Consider the following 17887-nt stretch of genomic DNA (forward strand, 5'->3'; position numbering starts at 1 on the left):
CTCCTTACTTTTTCCTTTTTCTCATTTCTTCTGTTACGACAAAAGCAAGTTCTTCATTACCGTATAACGATAGAACATTCAGAAGAGTTTGGTCAGGAATATGTTCTGATTCTTCCTTTGGTACAGTTAAATCGATCGTTTGCTTTAAAGCATAATTAGCAGGTTGATCAGGGTATGCTAGCAAATATACTTCAGTTGGATCAAGGTCACGATTCACACACCATTGAGCAAAAATAAGAATCATCATTTGCTCATCTTTTTGATAGTTTTCAATAATTTTTTGTTCTACTTCTTTAGAATTCAATTAAAAAATCTCCTTTGTTAGATATACAAACATTATAACGAATTACTTTTTGTTTTCCTACTTTGGGAATCTTTTTAAAATAGGCATTCACCCTTGTAAGATAATCTACATAGAGTAAGGTAAAGGTGTTGAAAGGGTGATTAGATGACAGGTATAGTTCGTCATTATTATGCAGGTGGAAATACAGCGAAGGGTTTTTATAGTTTATATGATTCTGTATTAGAAGGATTAGAGCAATTATATATTTTAAAAGGCGGTCCAGGAACAGGCAAGTCTTCTTTGATGAAGAAAATAGGTCGACTTATGGAAGGAAAAGAACTGGATGTAGAGTATTTGCATTGTGCTTCAGATAACAATTCGATTGATGGAATCATCCTGCCGAATTTGAAAATTGGAATTGTTGATGGAACTGCACCACATGTCATTGAGCCTAAAGCGCCAGGTGTGATTGAAGAATATGTAAACCTTGGTGTTGCGTGGGATTCAAGGATACTTGTAGAGAATAAAGGAGAAATCCTAGCTCTTAATCAAAAGATCTCTGAGAAATTTAACCAAGCATATGAGACATTTGCCGCTTCATTACGAGCTCATGATGATATTGAAGAGATCTATATTTCCAATATGGATTTTTCAAAAGCGAATCAATTAACAGAGGATATCATTTCGTGTTTTTATGGAGAACGGTCACTTGAAAAGGAATCAAAAGTTCAGCATCGCTTTTTAGGCGCAGCTACGCCAAATGGAGCTGTTGACTTTATACAAAATCTTACAGAAGATATCGAAAAACGCTATTTTATTAAAGGAAGAGCTGGTTCTGGAAAATCAACGATGTTGAAAAAAATAGTGGCAGCTGGCGAAAAACGCGGTTTTGATGTTGAAGTCTATCATTGTGGATTTGATCCTAATAGTCTTGACATGGTTATACTCCGTGAATTAGGTATAGCTATTTTTGACAGCACGGCCCCACATGAATATTTTCCTGATCGTGAATCAGATGAAATGATAGATATGTATGAAACATGTATAACACCTGGTACTGACGAAAAATATGCTGAGGATATTGCAAGAACAACGAAAGCATACAAAGATAAAATGAAAGAAGCAATTTCTTATTTAGCTGAAGCCAAACGTCTACGAGATCAATTGGAATCGTATTATATTCAGGCTATGGACTTTAATAAAATTGATCAGATAACAAGGGAAATCATAACTAAAATAGAATTATTTATTTCAAATAGATAGGCTAAATAGGGGCAGACTGAAGTGACTGTCCCTATTTAATATTGAAAAACCGCTGATACATTTGCTTCGATATCAATTTTGTTGCTTTGAATAGGTGGAGCTGCTTGGGATATAGATTCTGATGCAAGGGCTAAGGAAAATGGTCGAGGTGGGGGAGTACCTGAAATTTCAGTAACTTTAACCGGAATATTGTTAATGTTTACCCCAATTTGCTCTCCAAGCATTATTGCTTTTTCAGTTGCATTTTTCATTGCTTGTTGCAAAGCTTCTTGGTATATGACTTCTCGATTTGAAACATCGAAGCGGATGTTTTCAGCAATGTTTGCTCCTGCAGCAACTACAGCTTCATACACCGATCCAAGATTATTTAGGTTTCTTACTGTGATCTCAAGAGTATGTTGTACTCTATACCCCGTCAGGACAGAGGTTCCTTCCGTAAATTCATAGACTGGCTGGATTGTATAAGAAATGGTTTGAATATCATTCGTTGAAATGTCTATTTTGTTTAATGCTGAAAGGACATTGTTTGAGATTTGAGCATTTTGCGTTTGGGCAGTATCAACTTCTTTTGATTCCGTGACAATGCCAATTTGAATGATAGCTATGTCTGGGGCAACACTTATTTTTCCGCTCCCTTCAACAGACAGCCGGCCGCGTTCTGGTGATGTCACTCTTGTCATTGGGAGAGGGGACCTGAAATAAGGGATCGTATAATAGGACATGTTTATCACCCTTTCGATTAAATGCCTTTACATATGAAACAAACAAAGAAATCCGATCATTATTTCATGAATTACTTGCATGAACTTACCTATAAATGGCAAGATAATAAAGTAATCGTATTATATGTACGTGTGAAAGGAGTATTTATTCATGGATAAAATTGAAGTAGGAGAAATATTTTCAATTACAGATGAAAACAATGAAGAACATGAGGTCGAGGTGCTTGCTGCAGTAACAATAGAGGGGACAGACTATGTCGCAGTAGGTTTTGTTGATGATATCCGTGATGAAACCGATGAAGATATTGATGTATTTTTTATGAAGCTCGATGAAGAGGGAGATTTATCCCCAATTGAAAGTGATGAAGAGTTTGAAAAAGTCTCATCCGTTTTCGATGATATTTTAGATGAAGATGAATAATCACACGGAATAGGGAGAAGGGAATCTCTCTATTCCAATTATTTTTTCACCATTAATCGTATAATTTCATTATCGATGACTGTATAGCCAAGTCGATCAAGATGTTTTCGAATTCCGCTACGTTCCCATGTAATTAAAAGAGAATGCTTCAATGCATGTTTTGGATAAAAAATCCCAATCCTCGTTAACTCATCAAATGAAACTCCTTTTTGTACATATTTTGCAATCATTTCATCACGCTGATCAATGATTGCAAGATATCTCGTCATCGCTTTATGAAACTCCTCTTTATTGAAAATACCTTTTTGATGTCCGGTAATATAGTATTTTGCATCAAGAGAAAGAAGTCGATTTGCTGATGAAATAAACTCTTCAATACACCCATCTGTTCCATTATACCAAGGCCCAAACGATGTCATATCATAATCACCTGTGAATACAATCCCTAAATCAGGAAAATAAGGACAGCTAAACCCTTTTGTATGTCCAGGGGTATGTAAAAAATAAACATGAACATCTCCAAATGAATATTCTTTTTCATAATCATAAAATCCATTAATCTCAGAGAGACTTTTTATCCAATGTTCTGGGATCTCCTTTTGCCATTTCTTTACACCTTCAGGACCCCATTCTTGAAAAATCCCATTTGCTTTTGATACACCATCGATTGTTAATGGCATTTGGTATTCAATTCGATTGATCCATTTTTCAGTACCTGAAAAGAGAACATTATGACATGTGTGATCAGGATGATAATGTGTATTGATAACTAAATCAACACCTGATTGTTCTTTAAGATCTTTTAAAAGGGTTATATCCGCACCTGTATCAATTAACACTTTTTCACTAGTGCTATCAATATATAGGCTTCTTGAATAAGGAACCTTACTTTTATTAGGACCTTCAATTAATTTTATCTGACCAATTTGTTGCATGACATCACCTCAAGATATGAATGAATACTCATTCATAATATCATACTCAGAATAAAATGAAAACCTACATGACTAGACTGAGCTACACTTGTCGGGAAATCCGAATTGAATAGTTAAGTGGCAATATAAAATACAAATCGAAATAAATTGCGTTTCCAGTACTTAGTGAATATAAGAGTGCAGCGATCACAGCACCTGAACTGGTCAGCCTCATGGTGTTCTATTACATTTTGAATCTTGTTATAAATCAATCCTTTTTATTGAATAAAAATTAGGGAAAAGTATGTTGGATTTTTCTAATAGGGGAGGTAATCTCTCATACCAATTTGACCGGTTTATTTTGTCTGTCTTCATTTATTCAGGCTTGCCAATTGGCGGTTTTGCTTTAATATTCCTATATTTTGTTTCTAAATCTAGGAATTAAGTAAGGGGTTTCAGGTCTTTCACTTACATGTAAACAGTATAATAGTATGAAAATTCATAATAGTAATGCTGAATATGCTTGGTCATGGTACAATTGAGATGACATATATTCCATATTTATCCTTATAGTATTCAACGGAGATAATCTCTCACTACGAAAACTAGCCTTACCAGTCAACCTGTCACTGTGTAGGGCTATTTGTGTAAAAAGGAGGTGATAATCGTGTTGGAGTGGTTAGAGCTTCTTGTCAAATTGTTAGTTGCTGCTGCCACACTTTTTTCTTCCATCACGCTAGGATTAAAAAATTTAGATGAATTAAGAAGAAAATCAAAAAAGAAAAGACGCTTTCCATAAGGAAAACGTCAAGAAAAAAGGTTCTTACGAATAAATTATAATACAAATCATAACAAAAGGTGCGAAAAAAATTAAAAATATTGCAAATTTTTTGTTGGATGCTAAAGGAAATATGGAATTATGTCACCTGAAAATAAAGGAGGAATCATTAATGAGTAAAGTAGGTTTAATTCCTTTTACCATTCAATCTGTATTAAAAGATACAAAAATTATTCCACCTGGTATTGAATTAATTAGTGCACCTATTGCTTGGGAGCATGGTTATTCCGGTAATGGAAGTGTAATTGCTGTTCTTGATACAGGGTGTGATTCCAATCATTTCGAGCTTAAAAACCAAATTATAGATGGGTATAATTTTACAACAGATGATCAAGGAGATCCAAAAAATATAATGGATTATAATGGGCATGGCACCCATGTGTGTGGAACAATTTGTGCGGAAGAAAATGATAAAGGTGTGATCGGCGTTGCGCCAAAAGCAAAGCTACTTGTTTTGAAGGTGCTCTCAGGCCAAGGCTATGGAGAAACAAAATGGGTGACCGATGGTATTCGTTATGCAGCAAATTGGCGAGGACCGGATGGTGAGCGCGTAAGAGTTATCTCAATGTCATTAGGAGGCAGAGAGAATAGTCCAGAGCTTCATAAGGCAATTCAAGAAGCAATTAGCCAGGAAATTCTTGTCGTCTGTGCTGCAGGTAATGAAGGGGATGGGAATGATGAGACAGATGAGTTTGCATACCCGGGAGCATATCCAGAAGTAGTACAAGTAGGATCAGTCAATTTACAAAAGGAGATTTCAGAATTTAGCAATTCAAATAATGCCATTGATCTTGTAGCCCCAGGTGAAGAAATATTATCAACATATCTTAATAACGAATTTGCCGTCTTATCAGGGACATCGATGGCAACCCCACATGTTTCAGGAGCCGCTGCTCTTATTATTGAGCAATGTGAAAAAGAATTCGACCGTCCACTAACTGAGGCTGAAATTTACGCTCAACTTATTAAAAGAACAATTTCGCTGAATTACAGCCGACGCTATCAAGGAAATGGGGTGTTAAATTTAGATTCAGACTTCGTTTCAAAAACAGAACCTCTGCAAACAACGGCCACTAATTAGGAAATCCGTAATTGTGAAAACCCCATCAAGATAGATTTATCTCAGCTCAGTTTTTCTGTACCACGACGAGGAGCATAAGGATTGGAAAGCCTCACCAACTTAATATTCAAAAAAAGGAATGTTCATTTCATTATGGACATTCCTTTTTATAAGGAGAAGGAAGTATAAAATTTTGTACGTAGTTATTGTATCTAGCTCTAGTGGCTTTTTTTTATGACATACAAAATCTTAGATTATTCTAGCCAAATAAGATATGATAAATATTTATAAGAAAAAATGAACGAAGGAGTTAGTTAAATCCTATGAAACTCGTATCATGGAATGTAAATGGAATTAGAGCTTGTGTGAAAAAAGGATTTTTAGAATATTTTCATGAAGTTGATGCAGATATATTTTGTATCCAGGAAACAAAAATGCAGGAAGGACAATTAACTTTAGAGCTTGAGGGCTATCATCAATTTTGGAATTATGCCCTTCGAAAAGGGTACTCAGGGACAGCTGTTTTTTCTAAGAAAAAGCCTTTAAGTGTTTCATATGGCGTCGGGGAAAACGAGGAAGAACCTGAAGGTAGAATCATAACTTTAGAATTTGATGGCTTCTACTTAATTACGATGTATACACCAAATTCAAAACGCGACCTCTCAAGACTCGGGGAAAGACTAGAATGGGAAGAAGATGTTCGTGACTATATTTCAAAGCTGGATCAAGTGAAGCCTGTTATCTTATGTGGTGATCTAAACGTTGCACATCAAGAAATTGATTTGAAAAATCCTAAATCTAATAAAGGAAATTCCGGGTTTACTGATGAAGAACGGGAGAAAATGTCGCTTCTTTTAAATGAAGGTTTCGTTGATAGTTTCAGATATTTATATCCAGAGAAGAAAGATGTGTATTCTTGGTGGTCATACATGAGCAAGGTCAGGGAAAGGAATATTGGCTGGAGAATTGACTATTTTATTGTATCCAACAAGCTGCAAGATCGTCTGGTCGATTCACAAGTACACTGTGACATTTTAGGAAGTGATCACTGTCCTGTTTGCCTGGAGGTCGATCTGTAAAACATAAGATAATTGGATATACTATAATTATAGAGGATTGTGTGAATGGAGGACAAGTATTGTTAAAGGATCGTGTACAAAAGTTATTAGATCAATTTGGATCAGATTTTGAATTATTTGAGGAAGAAAAAGAATATTTAGAAACGAATCAATTAGTTCCTAACAATCAACAGTATGTAGGTGTAAAAGTAGATGAGCCAACTTCCAGATTTCTTGATGCTTACATTGAGAGGAGCCTTAAAGAAACTGATGAGCTCATTAGCACGGAGTCGGGAAGTTTTTTAGAAAAGCCATTAAGCTACCTTAAGGATAACATGGCCGAATTTATCTATATTGAATCAGAATGGTTTGATATTATTGGAATAGATGCTATTTCTTTGGAAGTAGATGATGTATTTGGCACTTATGAGGCGATGTTTGGTCTTAAGCTTAAGAAAAATGAAGAAAAAAAGATTAGAGTACATGTAGAAGAAATGCTGATAGGGGAATCACCAAAGTATAATTTAATGTTTAACCAACAAGATGGCTTATGGGATATGAATCTTACATTAGATCATATCAAAGGATTTGTGGAAAAAATGACAATCGGTGAGGTACTCCGGTTTATTTATAAGTTCTTATTTCAATTGGTTGAACAGACAGAAAAAAGATAATCTTTATGAAAACGGAAATGTGCTTAAAAAAGTCATTTCCGTTTTGTATTTTTTAACCAATTTATTCACTTAGGTAAGAACAGCAATAATCAACAACTGTACGTGCTTTTACCTGAAATGTTTCATTTGCTGGAACATAAAAGACACCTTGTCCATCAATTGTTTTCCAATCTTCGCCTGCTAATTTATACTCTAATTGACCAGAGACTATATCCATTTCCTCTTTCACATTCGTAGAAAATTCATATTCGCCAGGTTGCATAACTCCTAGTGTTTTCTTCGTTCCATCAGCAAATAAAATCGTTCTACTAGATACATTTCCCTCAAAATAGAGATTTGCTTTCTTTTCAATTGTAATATTCTCAAATTTAGCCATTAACCTACATCCTCTCAAAGTATTCTAGTTCAATTTATCACAAAATTTAGAATAGTGGTATAAAAATGTATGTTACGAAAAATGGTAACGTAATAGTTTGATTAAGTGATAGATGTTAGGTAAAATGAACAGTATTGTGGATTTTTAAAGAATGTATGTTAGGAGAAGTTGAATTTGGATAGCTTTAATATGCAATTTTTATATTGTGTTTTTATTATTTCACTAGGTTATATATTAAAAAGAGGAAATATAATAAAAGAGAAAGATGGAGAAGGCTTATCAAGAATTATCTTTAACCTCACTCTACCTTCATTAATCATCATTACTTTTTCTGATATAACATTAGAATCATCCTTATTTTTACTCATTTTAATTGGTTTTCTTTATGGGATTTTGATCGGAGCTATCGGTCTTTTTTTATTTCGTAAAAAGCAAAGAGATGTAAAAGGAATGCTCGGAATGATGATTCCTGGCTTTAATATTGGCCTTTTTGCTTATCCTCTTGTTGAGGTTATCTTTGGAAAAGAGGGGATAACCTATTTTGGAATGTTTGATGTGGGGAATGCCTTTATTGTATTTGGGGTAAGCTATTTAATTGGTAGCTTTTTCTCAAAAAAAGAAGAAGTAAAATTTGACTTAAAAACAGTTGTTTTAAAGATGACAAAGTCAATTCCGCTTATGACATATATTTTTGCTGTTATCGTCAATTTACTAGGATTAACATTGCCTTCAGTCGTACTAGATGTAGCGGGAATTATTTCTGCAGCTAATATGCCACTATCATTATTGCTTTTAGGTATCTATTTGAATTTTACATTTGATAAAAGCTATGTAAAGTTAATGCTACAATATTTAAGTGTAAGATATGGTGTAGGCTTGCTCTTAGGTTTACTTTGTTTCTTTCTCTTACCATTTGATGAGATGTTTAAATATACGATACTGCTAGGTCTTTTACTTCCCACATCTGTTTCGGTCTTACCTTATTCAGTAGAGTTTGAATATAATCAAAAATTTGTTGGAACATTGTCTAATTTGACGATGGTTATTAGTTTTATTTTATTATGGTTGTTAGCGAATCTTTTTGTATAATGCCAAATTCCTACTTACCTTTAGGACTTTATTCTGGTAAAATCATTTTAATAGTGTGACTGCAAGAAAGAAAGAAGGAAAGGCTCCATGGAATTATTTTTACAGCAGCATTGTAAGGATATGCTGAACTTTATAGAAGAGCTAGTGAATATTGATAGTGGTTCATATCATAAACAGGGTGTAGATCAAATCGGAGAGATTCTAAAGGAATGCTATGAAGAGCTAGGATTTCATGTTAAGGTCATCTCGCAAAAAGAATATGGCAATCATTTAGTTATTGAACATAAAGACGCAATCGATCCTAGTATCGTTATTCTTGCTCATATGGATACTGTCTTCCCAAAAGGAACCGTACAGGAGAGACCGTTCAGAATTGAGGGGGATCGTGCATATGGACCAGGTGTGATTGATATGAAATCAAGCCATGCAACAGTTTTATATGCGATAAAAGCGTTAATGAATGCAGGGGAAGAAGGCTTTAAGCATATTAAAATTGTCCTTAATAGTGAAGAAGAAATTGGCTCACCAACCTCAAAGTCTCTTATTGAAAAAGAAGCAAAGAATACAAAATATGCGCTTGTCATGGAACCGGCTCGGAAAGATGGTTCATTAGTCTCTGCACGAAGAGGGAAGGGAAATTACACGCTTATTGTTGAAGGGAAAGCGGCGCATTCAGGAATTGAACCGGAAAAGGGAAGAAGTGCAATTGAAGAATTAGCACATAAAATTATTCAATTGCATGAGCTCTCAGATCATAAAAAAGGAATTAGCGTAAACGTTGGGCTCATCGAAGGCGGGTCAAGCGCTAATACGGTTTCAGACCATGCTGAGGCACAGATCGATGTCAGGATGAAAGAAATCGAACAAGTAGAGATCATTGAAGAAAAACTGGAGAAAATTTGTTCAACGACAGAAGTTGTAGGAACAAAGATCATGCTTGAAGGGGAAATGAATCGACCCCCAATGGAAAAAAACAAAAAAACTCGTGCTTTGCTAAGATTGATTCAAGATGTTGGAGACGAAATAGGTATTGAAATAGAAGATACAGCAACAGGTGGCGGCTCTGATGCATCCTTTACTTCTTCCTTAGGAATTGCCACAATTGATGGTCTTGGTCCGATTGGTGGAAATGCACATAGTGACAAAGAATATTTAGTAATTCCTAGTCTTGTCGAAAGAACGTTATTACTAGCGACAATCATTAAACGTTTAGCTGAAAAACAGAAAATGTAAGAGCGGCAAACCGATTGTGGTTTGTCTTTTTCTATTTATGAAAAAAAGAATATTATGTTAAACGAACGATATAATAGAATGATAGAACTATGTAAGAAAAAAAGTAATCGTTTTTTTCAAATAGGGGTAGAGGAGGAATTTTTTATGATTAATGTGGCCATGTTAAGTAAGTGGCATGTTCATGCGGTAGATTATGCTAGGGAAGCCAGAGAAAATGAACATATCACTATTAAAGTAGTCTGGGATGAAAAGGCTGATAGGGGGAAAAAATGGGCAGATGAATTAGGTGTTGAATTTGAACCTGATCTTATGAAAGTACTTAATGATTCTGCAATTGATGCCGTCATAGTTGATACACCAACCAATTTACATAAAGAAGTCATCATCCTTTGTGCTCAACACAAAAAACATATTTTTACAGAAAAAGTATTGGCACTGACTGTTGAGGATTGCCATGAAATTTTTGATGTAGTTAACAAACATCAAGTTAAGCTAATGCTCTCTCTACCAAGGCTTACATCAAGTTACTATTTATATGCACAACAGGTATTAGATAAAGGTTTATTAGGTCAACTAACTTCGATCAGATGTCGCTGTGCTCATAATGGAGCTGTACCATTTGATGATCATCCGCATGGCTGGTTACCTAAGCATTTTTTTAATAAAGAGGAATGCGGGGGAGGAGCTTTGATCGACTTAGGTGCACATCCAATCTATTTAACGAATCGGTTAGCAGGTGAAGCTAAAGCAGTTACAGCTAGATTACAAAAGACGATGGGACATGAGGTAGATGATAATGCCGTTGTTCTTGTTGAATATGTATCTGGTGCATTAGGAACACTTGAAACAAGTTTCGTATCACATGGCTCACCATTCCAACTCGAGTTATATGGAACGGAAGGCTGTTTACTAATAGAAGAAACAAAAGCCTATCTCAACTGTAAGCAGCTAGGAGAAAAGAGAATAAATGTTGAAAATATGCCTGCACCATTGCCGATGCCACTAGAACAATGGGCAGAACATATCCTTTTTGACAAAACCCCTTCGATTACAGTAGAAGATATGGAAAGATTAACATTGATCAACCAGCTAGCAAGCGCGTCAAATCAACAAAAAGGGAAATAATTCTTTAGAAATGAGTTAATAGCCTAAACATCTTTATAGGATGTTTGGGCTATTATTTTTGAAAAAGAAAAGCATAAAAGAACTAGTTCTGACAAATTCACCCAAAAAATAGCCGGGTCTAATATATTGTTTAATGGAATCTAAGATGATATATTGGGTATAACAACTATACTAAAAGGTGAATAACTTATGAAAACTCCACTTTATGAGCAAATTTATGATTACATTATCGATCAAATAAATAAGGGCTTTTTAAACTACGGTGATCGAGTTCCATCTGAAAAAGATCTTTCAGATAAATTCAAGGTAAGCCGAATTACCTCGAAAAAAGCGTTAGATTTATTAGCTCAACATAATATCATTGAAAGAATAAGAGGGAAGGGCTCTTTTGTCTCAAAACAAATTGATGAAAGAAAAAGTGACTCAATAAACACTTCAAAGTCAAATGGAAATGGAAAACGATATACATTCGCTTTCATTATTCCGGGTTTTTCTGATAGCTTTGGAACGAAGATGGTGAAAGAAATTGAGAATGCATGTACAGCGAAGAATGCAAACCTAATCATTAGACAAACACATGGTAAAATTGAAGAGGAAGAAAAGGCGATAAAACAATTAGTAAATGATTCAGTTGATGGACTAATTATCTTTCCAGTGCACGGAGAAAACTACAATGTCGAGCTACTTAAATTAAGTCTTAAAAATTTTCCGCTCGTTTTAGTCGATCGCTATTTAAAAGGAATTCCGGCGAGCTCAGTTTGTACTGATAATCGATTAGCAAGTGAGCAGCTTACCAATTATTTATTCACAAGAGGTCATAAAAATATTGGTTTTATATCATCTTCACCTGTTGGAACATCTGCGATTGAAGAAAGAGTGCAAGGGTTTCAGCTGGCTTATTCAAAACAAGGGATTCAATTAAAACAAGAGTTTATGTTGTTAAACCTACTTAACAGTCTTGAACAAACAAAAGACAATAAAAGCTTGTTCGAAATAAATTACGAAATCATAAAAAAGTTTGTCCTTGCTAATTCGACAATTACTGCTTTTGTCGCCTGTGAATATGATTGGGCTTTATTGATAACAAAAGTATTACATGATTTAGGTCATCATGTACCAGATGATTATTCAATTGTTTGTTTTGACTCACCAATACATCCTTATAAAAGTCCTGACTACACTCATATCAAACAAAATGAAGTAGATATAGCAAATAAGGCGGTTGATATATTATATAAGCATATTTCAATGGGGAAGAAAGACCCAAACCATACAGTCATTGATTTTACTTTTCTCGAAGGGAATTCAACTAAAAACCTAGTAAACACATAAGATAGATAAAAATAAGGGGGTAACCATTTGTGGTTACCCCTTTATTTTTAATTTGAAAACTTTACAAAAATATTGTTGACATGCTAAATATAGCTTGTTAATCTAACAACATACCATTAATAATAAGTTTAACAAGTTGTTATATCATTTTATCTTATTTTTAAAAACGTAAAATGTAAGCGCTGTTATTTATTGGTGGTACATACAGCTTTGTATTGACTAAAAGAAATGTGAAGGGGAAGGGAGGACAGGAAAGGGAGTTTTTCTTGTACTAAAAGCATTTCATATCAAATGGGGGGATTGGAATGAAAAAGAAGGGGAAGTTTGGATTTTTAACATTCGTATTACTTATGTCTTTTTCACTGATCATTGCTGGCTGTTCGTCAAACTCTAGTTCATCTGAAGGCAAAGAAAATGATGGGAAAACAACGGTTACGTTCTGGCATTCTATGACAGATGTTACAGGTGAGGCTGTTGAGGAAGTTATAAAGGCTTTTGAAGAAAAACATCCAGATATTAAAATAAATGCTGTTTATACTGCGAACCAAGGGGAAGGGCAAAACGAAAAATTATTAACAGCTGTATCAGGAGGAAATCCGCCGGATGTTGCTTATTTTGATAGATTTGAAATTGGTTCTTGGGCTGCTCAAGGGTCATTGGAGGACTTGACTGAACTTGCTGAAGCAAGCGGTGTGACAAAGGATATGTATTACCCATTTGCTTGGGAAGAAGCAAGCTACGATGGAAAACTTTATGGTTTACCTACTTCTACAGACTCACGTTTAGTCTATTTTAACGTAGATCATTTTGAAGAGGTTGGATTAGACCCAAATAATCCGCCTAAAACAATTGCAGAACTGGAGGCAGCAGCCGAAAAGCTGACCATAAAAGAGGGAAGCAGATTCCAACGAATTGGATTTATTCCTTGGTTTGGTCAAGGCTGGTTATATGGTTGGGGCTGGGCCTTTGGCGGAGAGTTTTTCAACCCTGAGACAAACACAGCAACAGCAAATGATCCAAAAGTAGTTGAAGCATTACAATGGATGGCAGATTATGCTCAAAAATATGATGTGGAAGATATAGCTGGCTTTACAGATTCACAGGGGACAGGTGCGATGGATCCATTTTTAACTGGACAACTAAGCATGAAAGTAAGTGGTCCTTGGGAAGTTTCTGCCATCAAAAAATTTAAACCTGACTTGAACTATGGTGTATTCCCAATGCCAACTCCAACGGGTGAAAATCATACAACTTGGTCTGGTGGCTGGTCTGTCGTTATCCCTAAGGGAGCGAAAAACAAAGAAGCTGCTTGGGAATTTTTGAAGTTCTTTAGTGGTGAAGAAGGACAAAAAATATTTAGTGGTATTTCAAGAGACTTTTCTGTTATTGATTCTGTCAATGAAGAACTTGGATATAAAGAAGATCCAATCCTAAAGGAATTTGTTGAGATTTTACCCGTTTCACATCATCGGCCTGTTATGACGCAAGGTTCTCTTTATTGGAATGAATTAGCTAGTGCTGTTGAAAATGCAACAAGAGGAAATGGAACACCTGAGGAGCTGTTAACGAAAGTAACGGATAAGGTCAACAAGGAGCTCAATAAATAAGAGGCGGGGGAGAACTTTTTCTCCCTTGCATTTGATAGATAGGGGGTAATCATTGATGAAGAGCAATCCGGTAAATCAAACGAGTACTCAAAATGTTCCGATTTCCACAAGGCGAAAAAATATAGTTGCTAACTTGGCAGAGTATAAATACGGTATCTTATTTGCATTACCTTGGATTCTAGGACTGATCATTTTTTATGCCATTCCTTTATTTTCTTCTATCTACTTTAGCTTTACAACGTATAGCATTCTTCAACCGGGAGAATTTATAGGACTTCAAAACTATAAGGATTTATTTCACGATACTCTGTTCTGGAAGTCGGTTTATAATACGGTCTATTTTGCTATATTTTTTGTCCCTTTAAGTATTATTTTTGGGGTTGCATTAGCGATGATGTTGAATATGAAAGTGAAAGGTATGGCCATATACAGAACGATTTTTTTCTTACCAACTCTTGTTCCGCATGTAGCTCTTGCTGTGTTATGGATGTGGCTGCTTAATCCGGGATTCGGACTTGTTAATGGTTTATTGAACATGATTGGTATTGAAGGACCAGCATGGCTTGGTAGTGAAACATGGTCAAAGCCATCTCTTATTCTTATGTCTTTATGGGGAATTGGGCAGGCAGTGGTGATTTATCTTGCAGGATTAGGTGATATACCTGAGGACTACTATGATGCAGCAGATGTGGATGGAGCAAATTGGTTTCAGAAAACGATTCACATTACTTTACCTCTATTAACTCCTGTTATCTTTTTTAACTTGGTTATGGGAATTATTGGGGCATTTCAGCAATTTACGTTACCGTACACGCTTACTCAAGGTCAAGGGACTCCTGCAAATTCGTTAACCTTCTATGTGATGTATTTATATGACAACGGATTTAAATTCTTTAAAATGGGCTACGCTTCAGCAATGGCTTGGATTTTGTTTATTATCATTATGGCTTTAACGGCAATCGTATTTATTACCTCTAAGAGATGGGTTCATTATCAAGGAAAATAGGGAGGGAAGTATATGGATGGAACAACAAAGAAACACGTTTCTCGAAGTCTAGCACATATAGTACTAATTGTTGCATCTTTCTTTTTTTTAATTCCGTTTATATGGATGGTGTCAACCTCACTGAAGCCACTGGACCAAGTTTTTACCTTTCCGCCTGAGTGGATTCCTAAACCTGTTCAATGGAGTAACTATATTGATGCAATGAACTATATTCCGTTTTTCACCTATTTAAAGAACACAGTTTTGATTACAATATTTAGTACTCTCGGTGCCGTGTTATCCTGTCCAATTGTTGCCTATAGCTTTGCAAAGTTAAAGTGGCCGGGTAGAAATATTCTTTTTATCATTACGATTGGTGTCATGATGATTCCAGGACAAGTCACAATGATCCCGCTTTTTCTATTATTTGAGAAGTTAGGGTTAGTCGGAACACCATATCCTTTAATTATTCCGGCATTTTTTGGGATCCCGTTCTATATCTTTCTATTAAGACAATTCTTTATGGGGTTACCTGATAGTTTAAGAGAAGCAGCAAAAATTGATGGTGCAGGCGAGTTTAGAATCTATTGGCAAATCATGCTTCCGCTCGCAAAACCTGCTGTCTTAGCGGTTGGCTTATTTCAGTTTATGGCTAGTTGGACAGATTTCATTGGTCCATTACTATATTTAACAGATTCGGTTCAGTACACACTATCTCTTGGACTTCAACAATTCCAGAGTCAAAAAGGTTCTGAATGGGGATTAATGATGGCGGTTTCAACAATGATGACCGTTCCTGTCATTATCTTGTTCTTCTTTTTACAGAATACCTTTATTAAAGGTATTACATTTAGTGGTATTAAATAGATTAGAAGATGGAGGAGAAAAAGATGAAAAGACAAATTGGTATGAGAATTCCACCTAAGCTTGGAGCAGAAGGGATTGAATCATTAGCAAATTGGGCGTCAAGTATAGGGATCGATGTTATCGATGTCCCTTATTACAATGAGGAGGTGAAAACGACTTTAGAAAAATCGGGATTAGAGGTAGGCTCGATAGACGGTGTAGGGGCAGTAGGTCAGACGAAACTTTTAAGCTCAGACGATAAGGTACGAATGCAGGCAGTTGAGTCAATAACGTCTCAATTTCGTGAGATTTCTAGGTTAGGTGGTCGTGTTATCTTTATGTGTTTAGTACCAGAAGATATGACGATTTCAAGAGAGAAGGCGTATTCGATATGGAAGGAAACTTTTCCGGCTATTGTAGAAGAGGCGGAAAAAGAGAACCTTTTTATTGCTCTTGAAGGATGGCCAGGACCTGCTCCGTATTATCCAACATTAGGAACAACACCAGAAATGCTAAGAGCCATGTTTAACAAGATTCCGTCCAAACATTTCGGGCTAAATTACGACCCTTCACATCTAGTGAGGCTTGGTATTGACCATTTGCGAGTACTAACTGAGTTTGGTGATCGAGTGAATTACTGTCATGGGAAAGATACGGAAATTCTTCACGAGGATTTATATGAATATGGCATTTTACCAGCATCATTTGGTGCAAAGTATGATTTCTCTGAAGGTTCCTGGCGCTATACAATACCAGGTCAGGGAGAAGTTAATTGGGCAAAGGTAGCGGTTCGATTAGAAAAAATTGGATACCAAGGTCCAATTAGTATTGAGCTGGAAGATCACCGTTATTGGGGATCTATCGAAGCAGAACGCGAAGGGATTATTAAGGCAAAAGAACATCTATCTATCTATTTTAAATAATATTTTTAGGGGGAGTATCAGATGTCAAAAACAGTAAGAGTAGCAATTATTGGTTGTGGTGGAATCGCAAATGGGAAGCATATGCCTAGCTTGAAAAAATTAGAAACAGTTGAGCTTGTGGCATTTTGTGATGTAGTTGTAGAGCGAGCTGAAAAAGCAGCACAAGAATATGGTACAAAGAATGCAAAAGTATATGAGAATTATAAAGAGTTATTAGAAGATGAAACAATTGAAGTTGTTCATGTTTTAACACCAAATGACTCTCATGCAGAAATCACAATCACTGCTTTAGATGCAGGAAAGCATGTCATGTGTGAAAAGCCAATGGCAAAGACGTCTCAAGAAGCGAAGGCCATGATAGAAGCGGCAAATCGCTCAGGCAAAAAGCTTACGATCGGGTATAATAATCGCTTCCGCCCTGATAGTCAGTATTTACATAAGGTATGTGAGCGCGGAGACCTCGGTGAAATTTATTACGCAAAAGCACATGCTATCCGCCGTCGTGCTGTTCCTACATGGGGTGTTTTTCTTGATGAAGAAAAACAAGGTGGCGGACCGCTCATTGATATTGGTACACATGCACTTGATTTAACATTATGGATGATGAATAATTACAAGCCAAAATCTGTTATGGGAAAAACGTATCATAAGCTAAGTCAAAAAAGAAATGCAGCAAATGCTTGGGGACCTTGGGATCCTGAGAAATTTACAGTTGAAGACTCGGCTTTTGGTTTTATCACAATGGAAAATGGAGCAACCATTGTATTAGAAGCTAGTTGGGCATTAAACACCTTGGATGTGGATGAAGCTAAATGTTCACTAAGTGGAACTGAAGGCGGAGCTGATATGAAGGATGGATTAAGAATTAATGGCGAAAACTTCGGAAAACTTTATACGACAAATGTTGACCTGGGACCTGGTGGAGTCGCATTTTACGATGGCAATGTAGAATCAGATGCAGATTTAGAAGCGAGAATGTGGATTGAGAATATTCTTTATGATACAGAACCAGTTGTTAAACCTGAGGAGGCGTATGTAGTAACGCAAATATTGGAAGCCATCTATGAATCTGCTAAAACAGGTAAAGCAGTTTATTTTGATGAAAAAACTGCCCTCATGTCTAACTCATAAGAAAAGG

Annotated in this window: 19 protein-coding genes; 15 read left to right on the forward strand and 4 right to left on the reverse strand. The window is 35.8% G+C overall.

What is annotated here, in order from left to right; translation table 11 throughout:
* Nucleotides 1-4 precede the first annotated feature (4 nt).
* Nucleotides 5-304, reverse strand: a complete 300-nt coding sequence (gene yxiS, locus AC4GZ8_RS01745; protein ID WP_491080076.1) for a protein YxiS — start codon at nucleotides 302-304, stop codon at nucleotides 5-7.
* A gap of 144 nt (nucleotides 305-448) precedes the next feature.
* Between yxiS and AC4GZ8_RS01750 the strand changes: the two genes are divergently transcribed.
* Nucleotides 449-1546 carry a PRK06851 family protein gene (locus AC4GZ8_RS01750; protein ID WP_491080077.1) on the forward strand — a complete coding sequence of 366 codons (1098 nt, stop codon included), beginning with the start codon at nucleotides 449-451 and terminating at the stop codon, nucleotides 1544-1546.
* A gap of 35 nt (nucleotides 1547-1581) precedes the next feature.
* On the opposite strand, the gene AC4GZ8_RS01755 is transcribed toward AC4GZ8_RS01750, so the two are convergent.
* Nucleotides 1582-2268, reverse strand: a complete 687-nt coding sequence (locus tag AC4GZ8_RS01755; protein WP_491080078.1) for an SIMPL domain-containing protein — start codon at nucleotides 2266-2268, stop codon at nucleotides 1582-1584.
* 151 nt (nucleotides 2269-2419) lie between these two features.
* On the opposite strand from AC4GZ8_RS01755, the gene AC4GZ8_RS01760 reads away from it, so the two are divergent.
* On the forward strand, nucleotides 2420-2689 hold the full coding sequence (locus AC4GZ8_RS01760; RefSeq protein ID WP_491080079.1) for a DUF1292 domain-containing protein: 270 nt from the start codon (nucleotides 2420-2422) through the stop codon (nucleotides 2687-2689).
* Nucleotides 2690-2727: 38 nt separating this feature from the next.
* On the opposite strand, the gene AC4GZ8_RS01765 is transcribed toward AC4GZ8_RS01760, so the two are convergent.
* Nucleotides 2728-3624 (reverse strand): MBL fold metallo-hydrolase, encoded by an 897-nt coding sequence (locus tag AC4GZ8_RS01765; protein WP_491080080.1) that lies wholly within the window; start codon nucleotides 3622-3624, stop codon nucleotides 2728-2730.
* A gap of 646 nt (nucleotides 3625-4270) precedes the next feature.
* Between AC4GZ8_RS01765 and AC4GZ8_RS01770 the strand changes: the two genes are divergently transcribed.
* From AC4GZ8_RS01770 to AC4GZ8_RS01785, 4 genes are all read left to right on the forward strand, one after another.
* Nucleotides 4271-4402: a hypothetical protein gene (locus AC4GZ8_RS01770; protein WP_491080081.1), complete on the forward strand. Its 132-nt coding sequence runs from the start codon at nucleotides 4271-4273 to the stop codon at nucleotides 4400-4402.
* Nucleotides 4403-4553: 151 nt separating this feature from the next.
* Nucleotides 4554-5522, forward strand: a complete 969-nt coding sequence (locus tag AC4GZ8_RS01775) for a S8 family peptidase (RefSeq protein ID WP_491080082.1) — start codon at nucleotides 4554-4556, stop codon at nucleotides 5520-5522.
* Nucleotides 5523-5824: 302 nt separating this feature from the next.
* Complete coding sequence (locus AC4GZ8_RS01780; RefSeq protein WP_491080083.1) at nucleotides 5825-6580, forward strand: exodeoxyribonuclease III; 756 nt, start codon at nucleotides 5825-5827, stop codon at nucleotides 6578-6580.
* 59 nt (nucleotides 6581-6639) lie between these two features.
* Entirely contained in the window at nucleotides 6640-7233 is a 594-nt protein-coding gene (locus tag AC4GZ8_RS01785; protein WP_491080084.1) for a branched-chain amino acid aminotransferase, read from the forward strand.
* A gap of 61 nt (nucleotides 7234-7294) precedes the next feature.
* Here the strand turns inward: AC4GZ8_RS01785 and ppnP are convergent, their stop codons facing one another.
* Nucleotides 7295-7609 carry a pyrimidine/purine nucleoside phosphorylase gene (gene ppnP / locus AC4GZ8_RS01790; RefSeq protein WP_491080085.1) on the reverse strand — a complete coding sequence of 105 codons (315 nt, stop codon included), beginning with the start codon at nucleotides 7607-7609 and terminating at the stop codon, nucleotides 7295-7297.
* 174 nt (nucleotides 7610-7783) lie between these two features.
* On the opposite strand from ppnP, the gene AC4GZ8_RS01795 reads away from it, so the two are divergent.
* From AC4GZ8_RS01795 to AC4GZ8_RS01835, 9 genes are all read left to right on the forward strand, one after another.
* The gene (locus AC4GZ8_RS01795; RefSeq protein ID WP_491080086.1) at nucleotides 7784-8698 is read left to right on the forward strand and encodes an AEC family transporter; all 915 of its coding nucleotides are present in this window, start codon (nucleotides 7784-7786) and stop codon (nucleotides 8696-8698) included.
* Nucleotides 8699-8785: 87 nt separating this feature from the next.
* Entirely contained in the window at nucleotides 8786-9931 is a 1146-nt protein-coding gene (locus AC4GZ8_RS01800; RefSeq protein WP_491080087.1) for a M20 family metallopeptidase, read from the forward strand.
* 144 nt (nucleotides 9932-10075) lie between these two features.
* Nucleotides 10076-11056 carry a Gfo/Idh/MocA family protein gene (locus AC4GZ8_RS01805; protein WP_491080088.1) on the forward strand — a complete coding sequence of 327 codons (981 nt, stop codon included), beginning with the start codon at nucleotides 10076-10078 and terminating at the stop codon, nucleotides 11054-11056.
* Nucleotides 11057-11245: 189 nt separating this feature from the next.
* Entirely contained in the window at nucleotides 11246-12388 is a 1143-nt protein-coding gene (locus AC4GZ8_RS01810; protein ID WP_491080089.1) for a GntR family transcriptional regulator, read from the forward strand.
* A 305-nt stretch (nucleotides 12389-12693) separates the two neighbouring features.
* Nucleotides 12694-13995: an ABC transporter substrate-binding protein gene (locus AC4GZ8_RS01815; protein ID WP_491080090.1), complete on the forward strand. Its 1302-nt coding sequence runs from the start codon at nucleotides 12694-12696 to the stop codon at nucleotides 13993-13995.
* A 55-nt stretch (nucleotides 13996-14050) separates the two neighbouring features.
* Nucleotides 14051-15001 (forward strand): carbohydrate ABC transporter permease, encoded by a 951-nt coding sequence (locus AC4GZ8_RS01820; RefSeq protein WP_491080091.1) that lies wholly within the window; start codon nucleotides 14051-14053, stop codon nucleotides 14999-15001.
* Nucleotides 15002-15013: 12 nt separating this feature from the next.
* Nucleotides 15014-15847: a carbohydrate ABC transporter permease gene (locus AC4GZ8_RS01825; protein WP_491080092.1), complete on the forward strand. Its 834-nt coding sequence runs from the start codon at nucleotides 15014-15016 to the stop codon at nucleotides 15845-15847.
* 23 nt (nucleotides 15848-15870) lie between these two features.
* Nucleotides 15871-16749 (forward strand): sugar phosphate isomerase/epimerase family protein, encoded by an 879-nt coding sequence (locus AC4GZ8_RS01830; protein WP_491080093.1) that lies wholly within the window; start codon nucleotides 15871-15873, stop codon nucleotides 16747-16749.
* Between the two features lie 21 nt (nucleotides 16750-16770).
* A complete protein-coding gene (locus tag AC4GZ8_RS01835; RefSeq protein ID WP_491080094.1) occupies nucleotides 16771-17880 on the forward strand; it encodes a Gfo/Idh/MocA family protein in 1110 nt (369 codons plus the stop codon).
* The last annotated feature ends 7 nt before the right edge of the window (nucleotides 17881-17887 follow it).

This window comes from Metabacillus sp. RB-C-LZQ-3-1 (assembly GCF_058315175.1).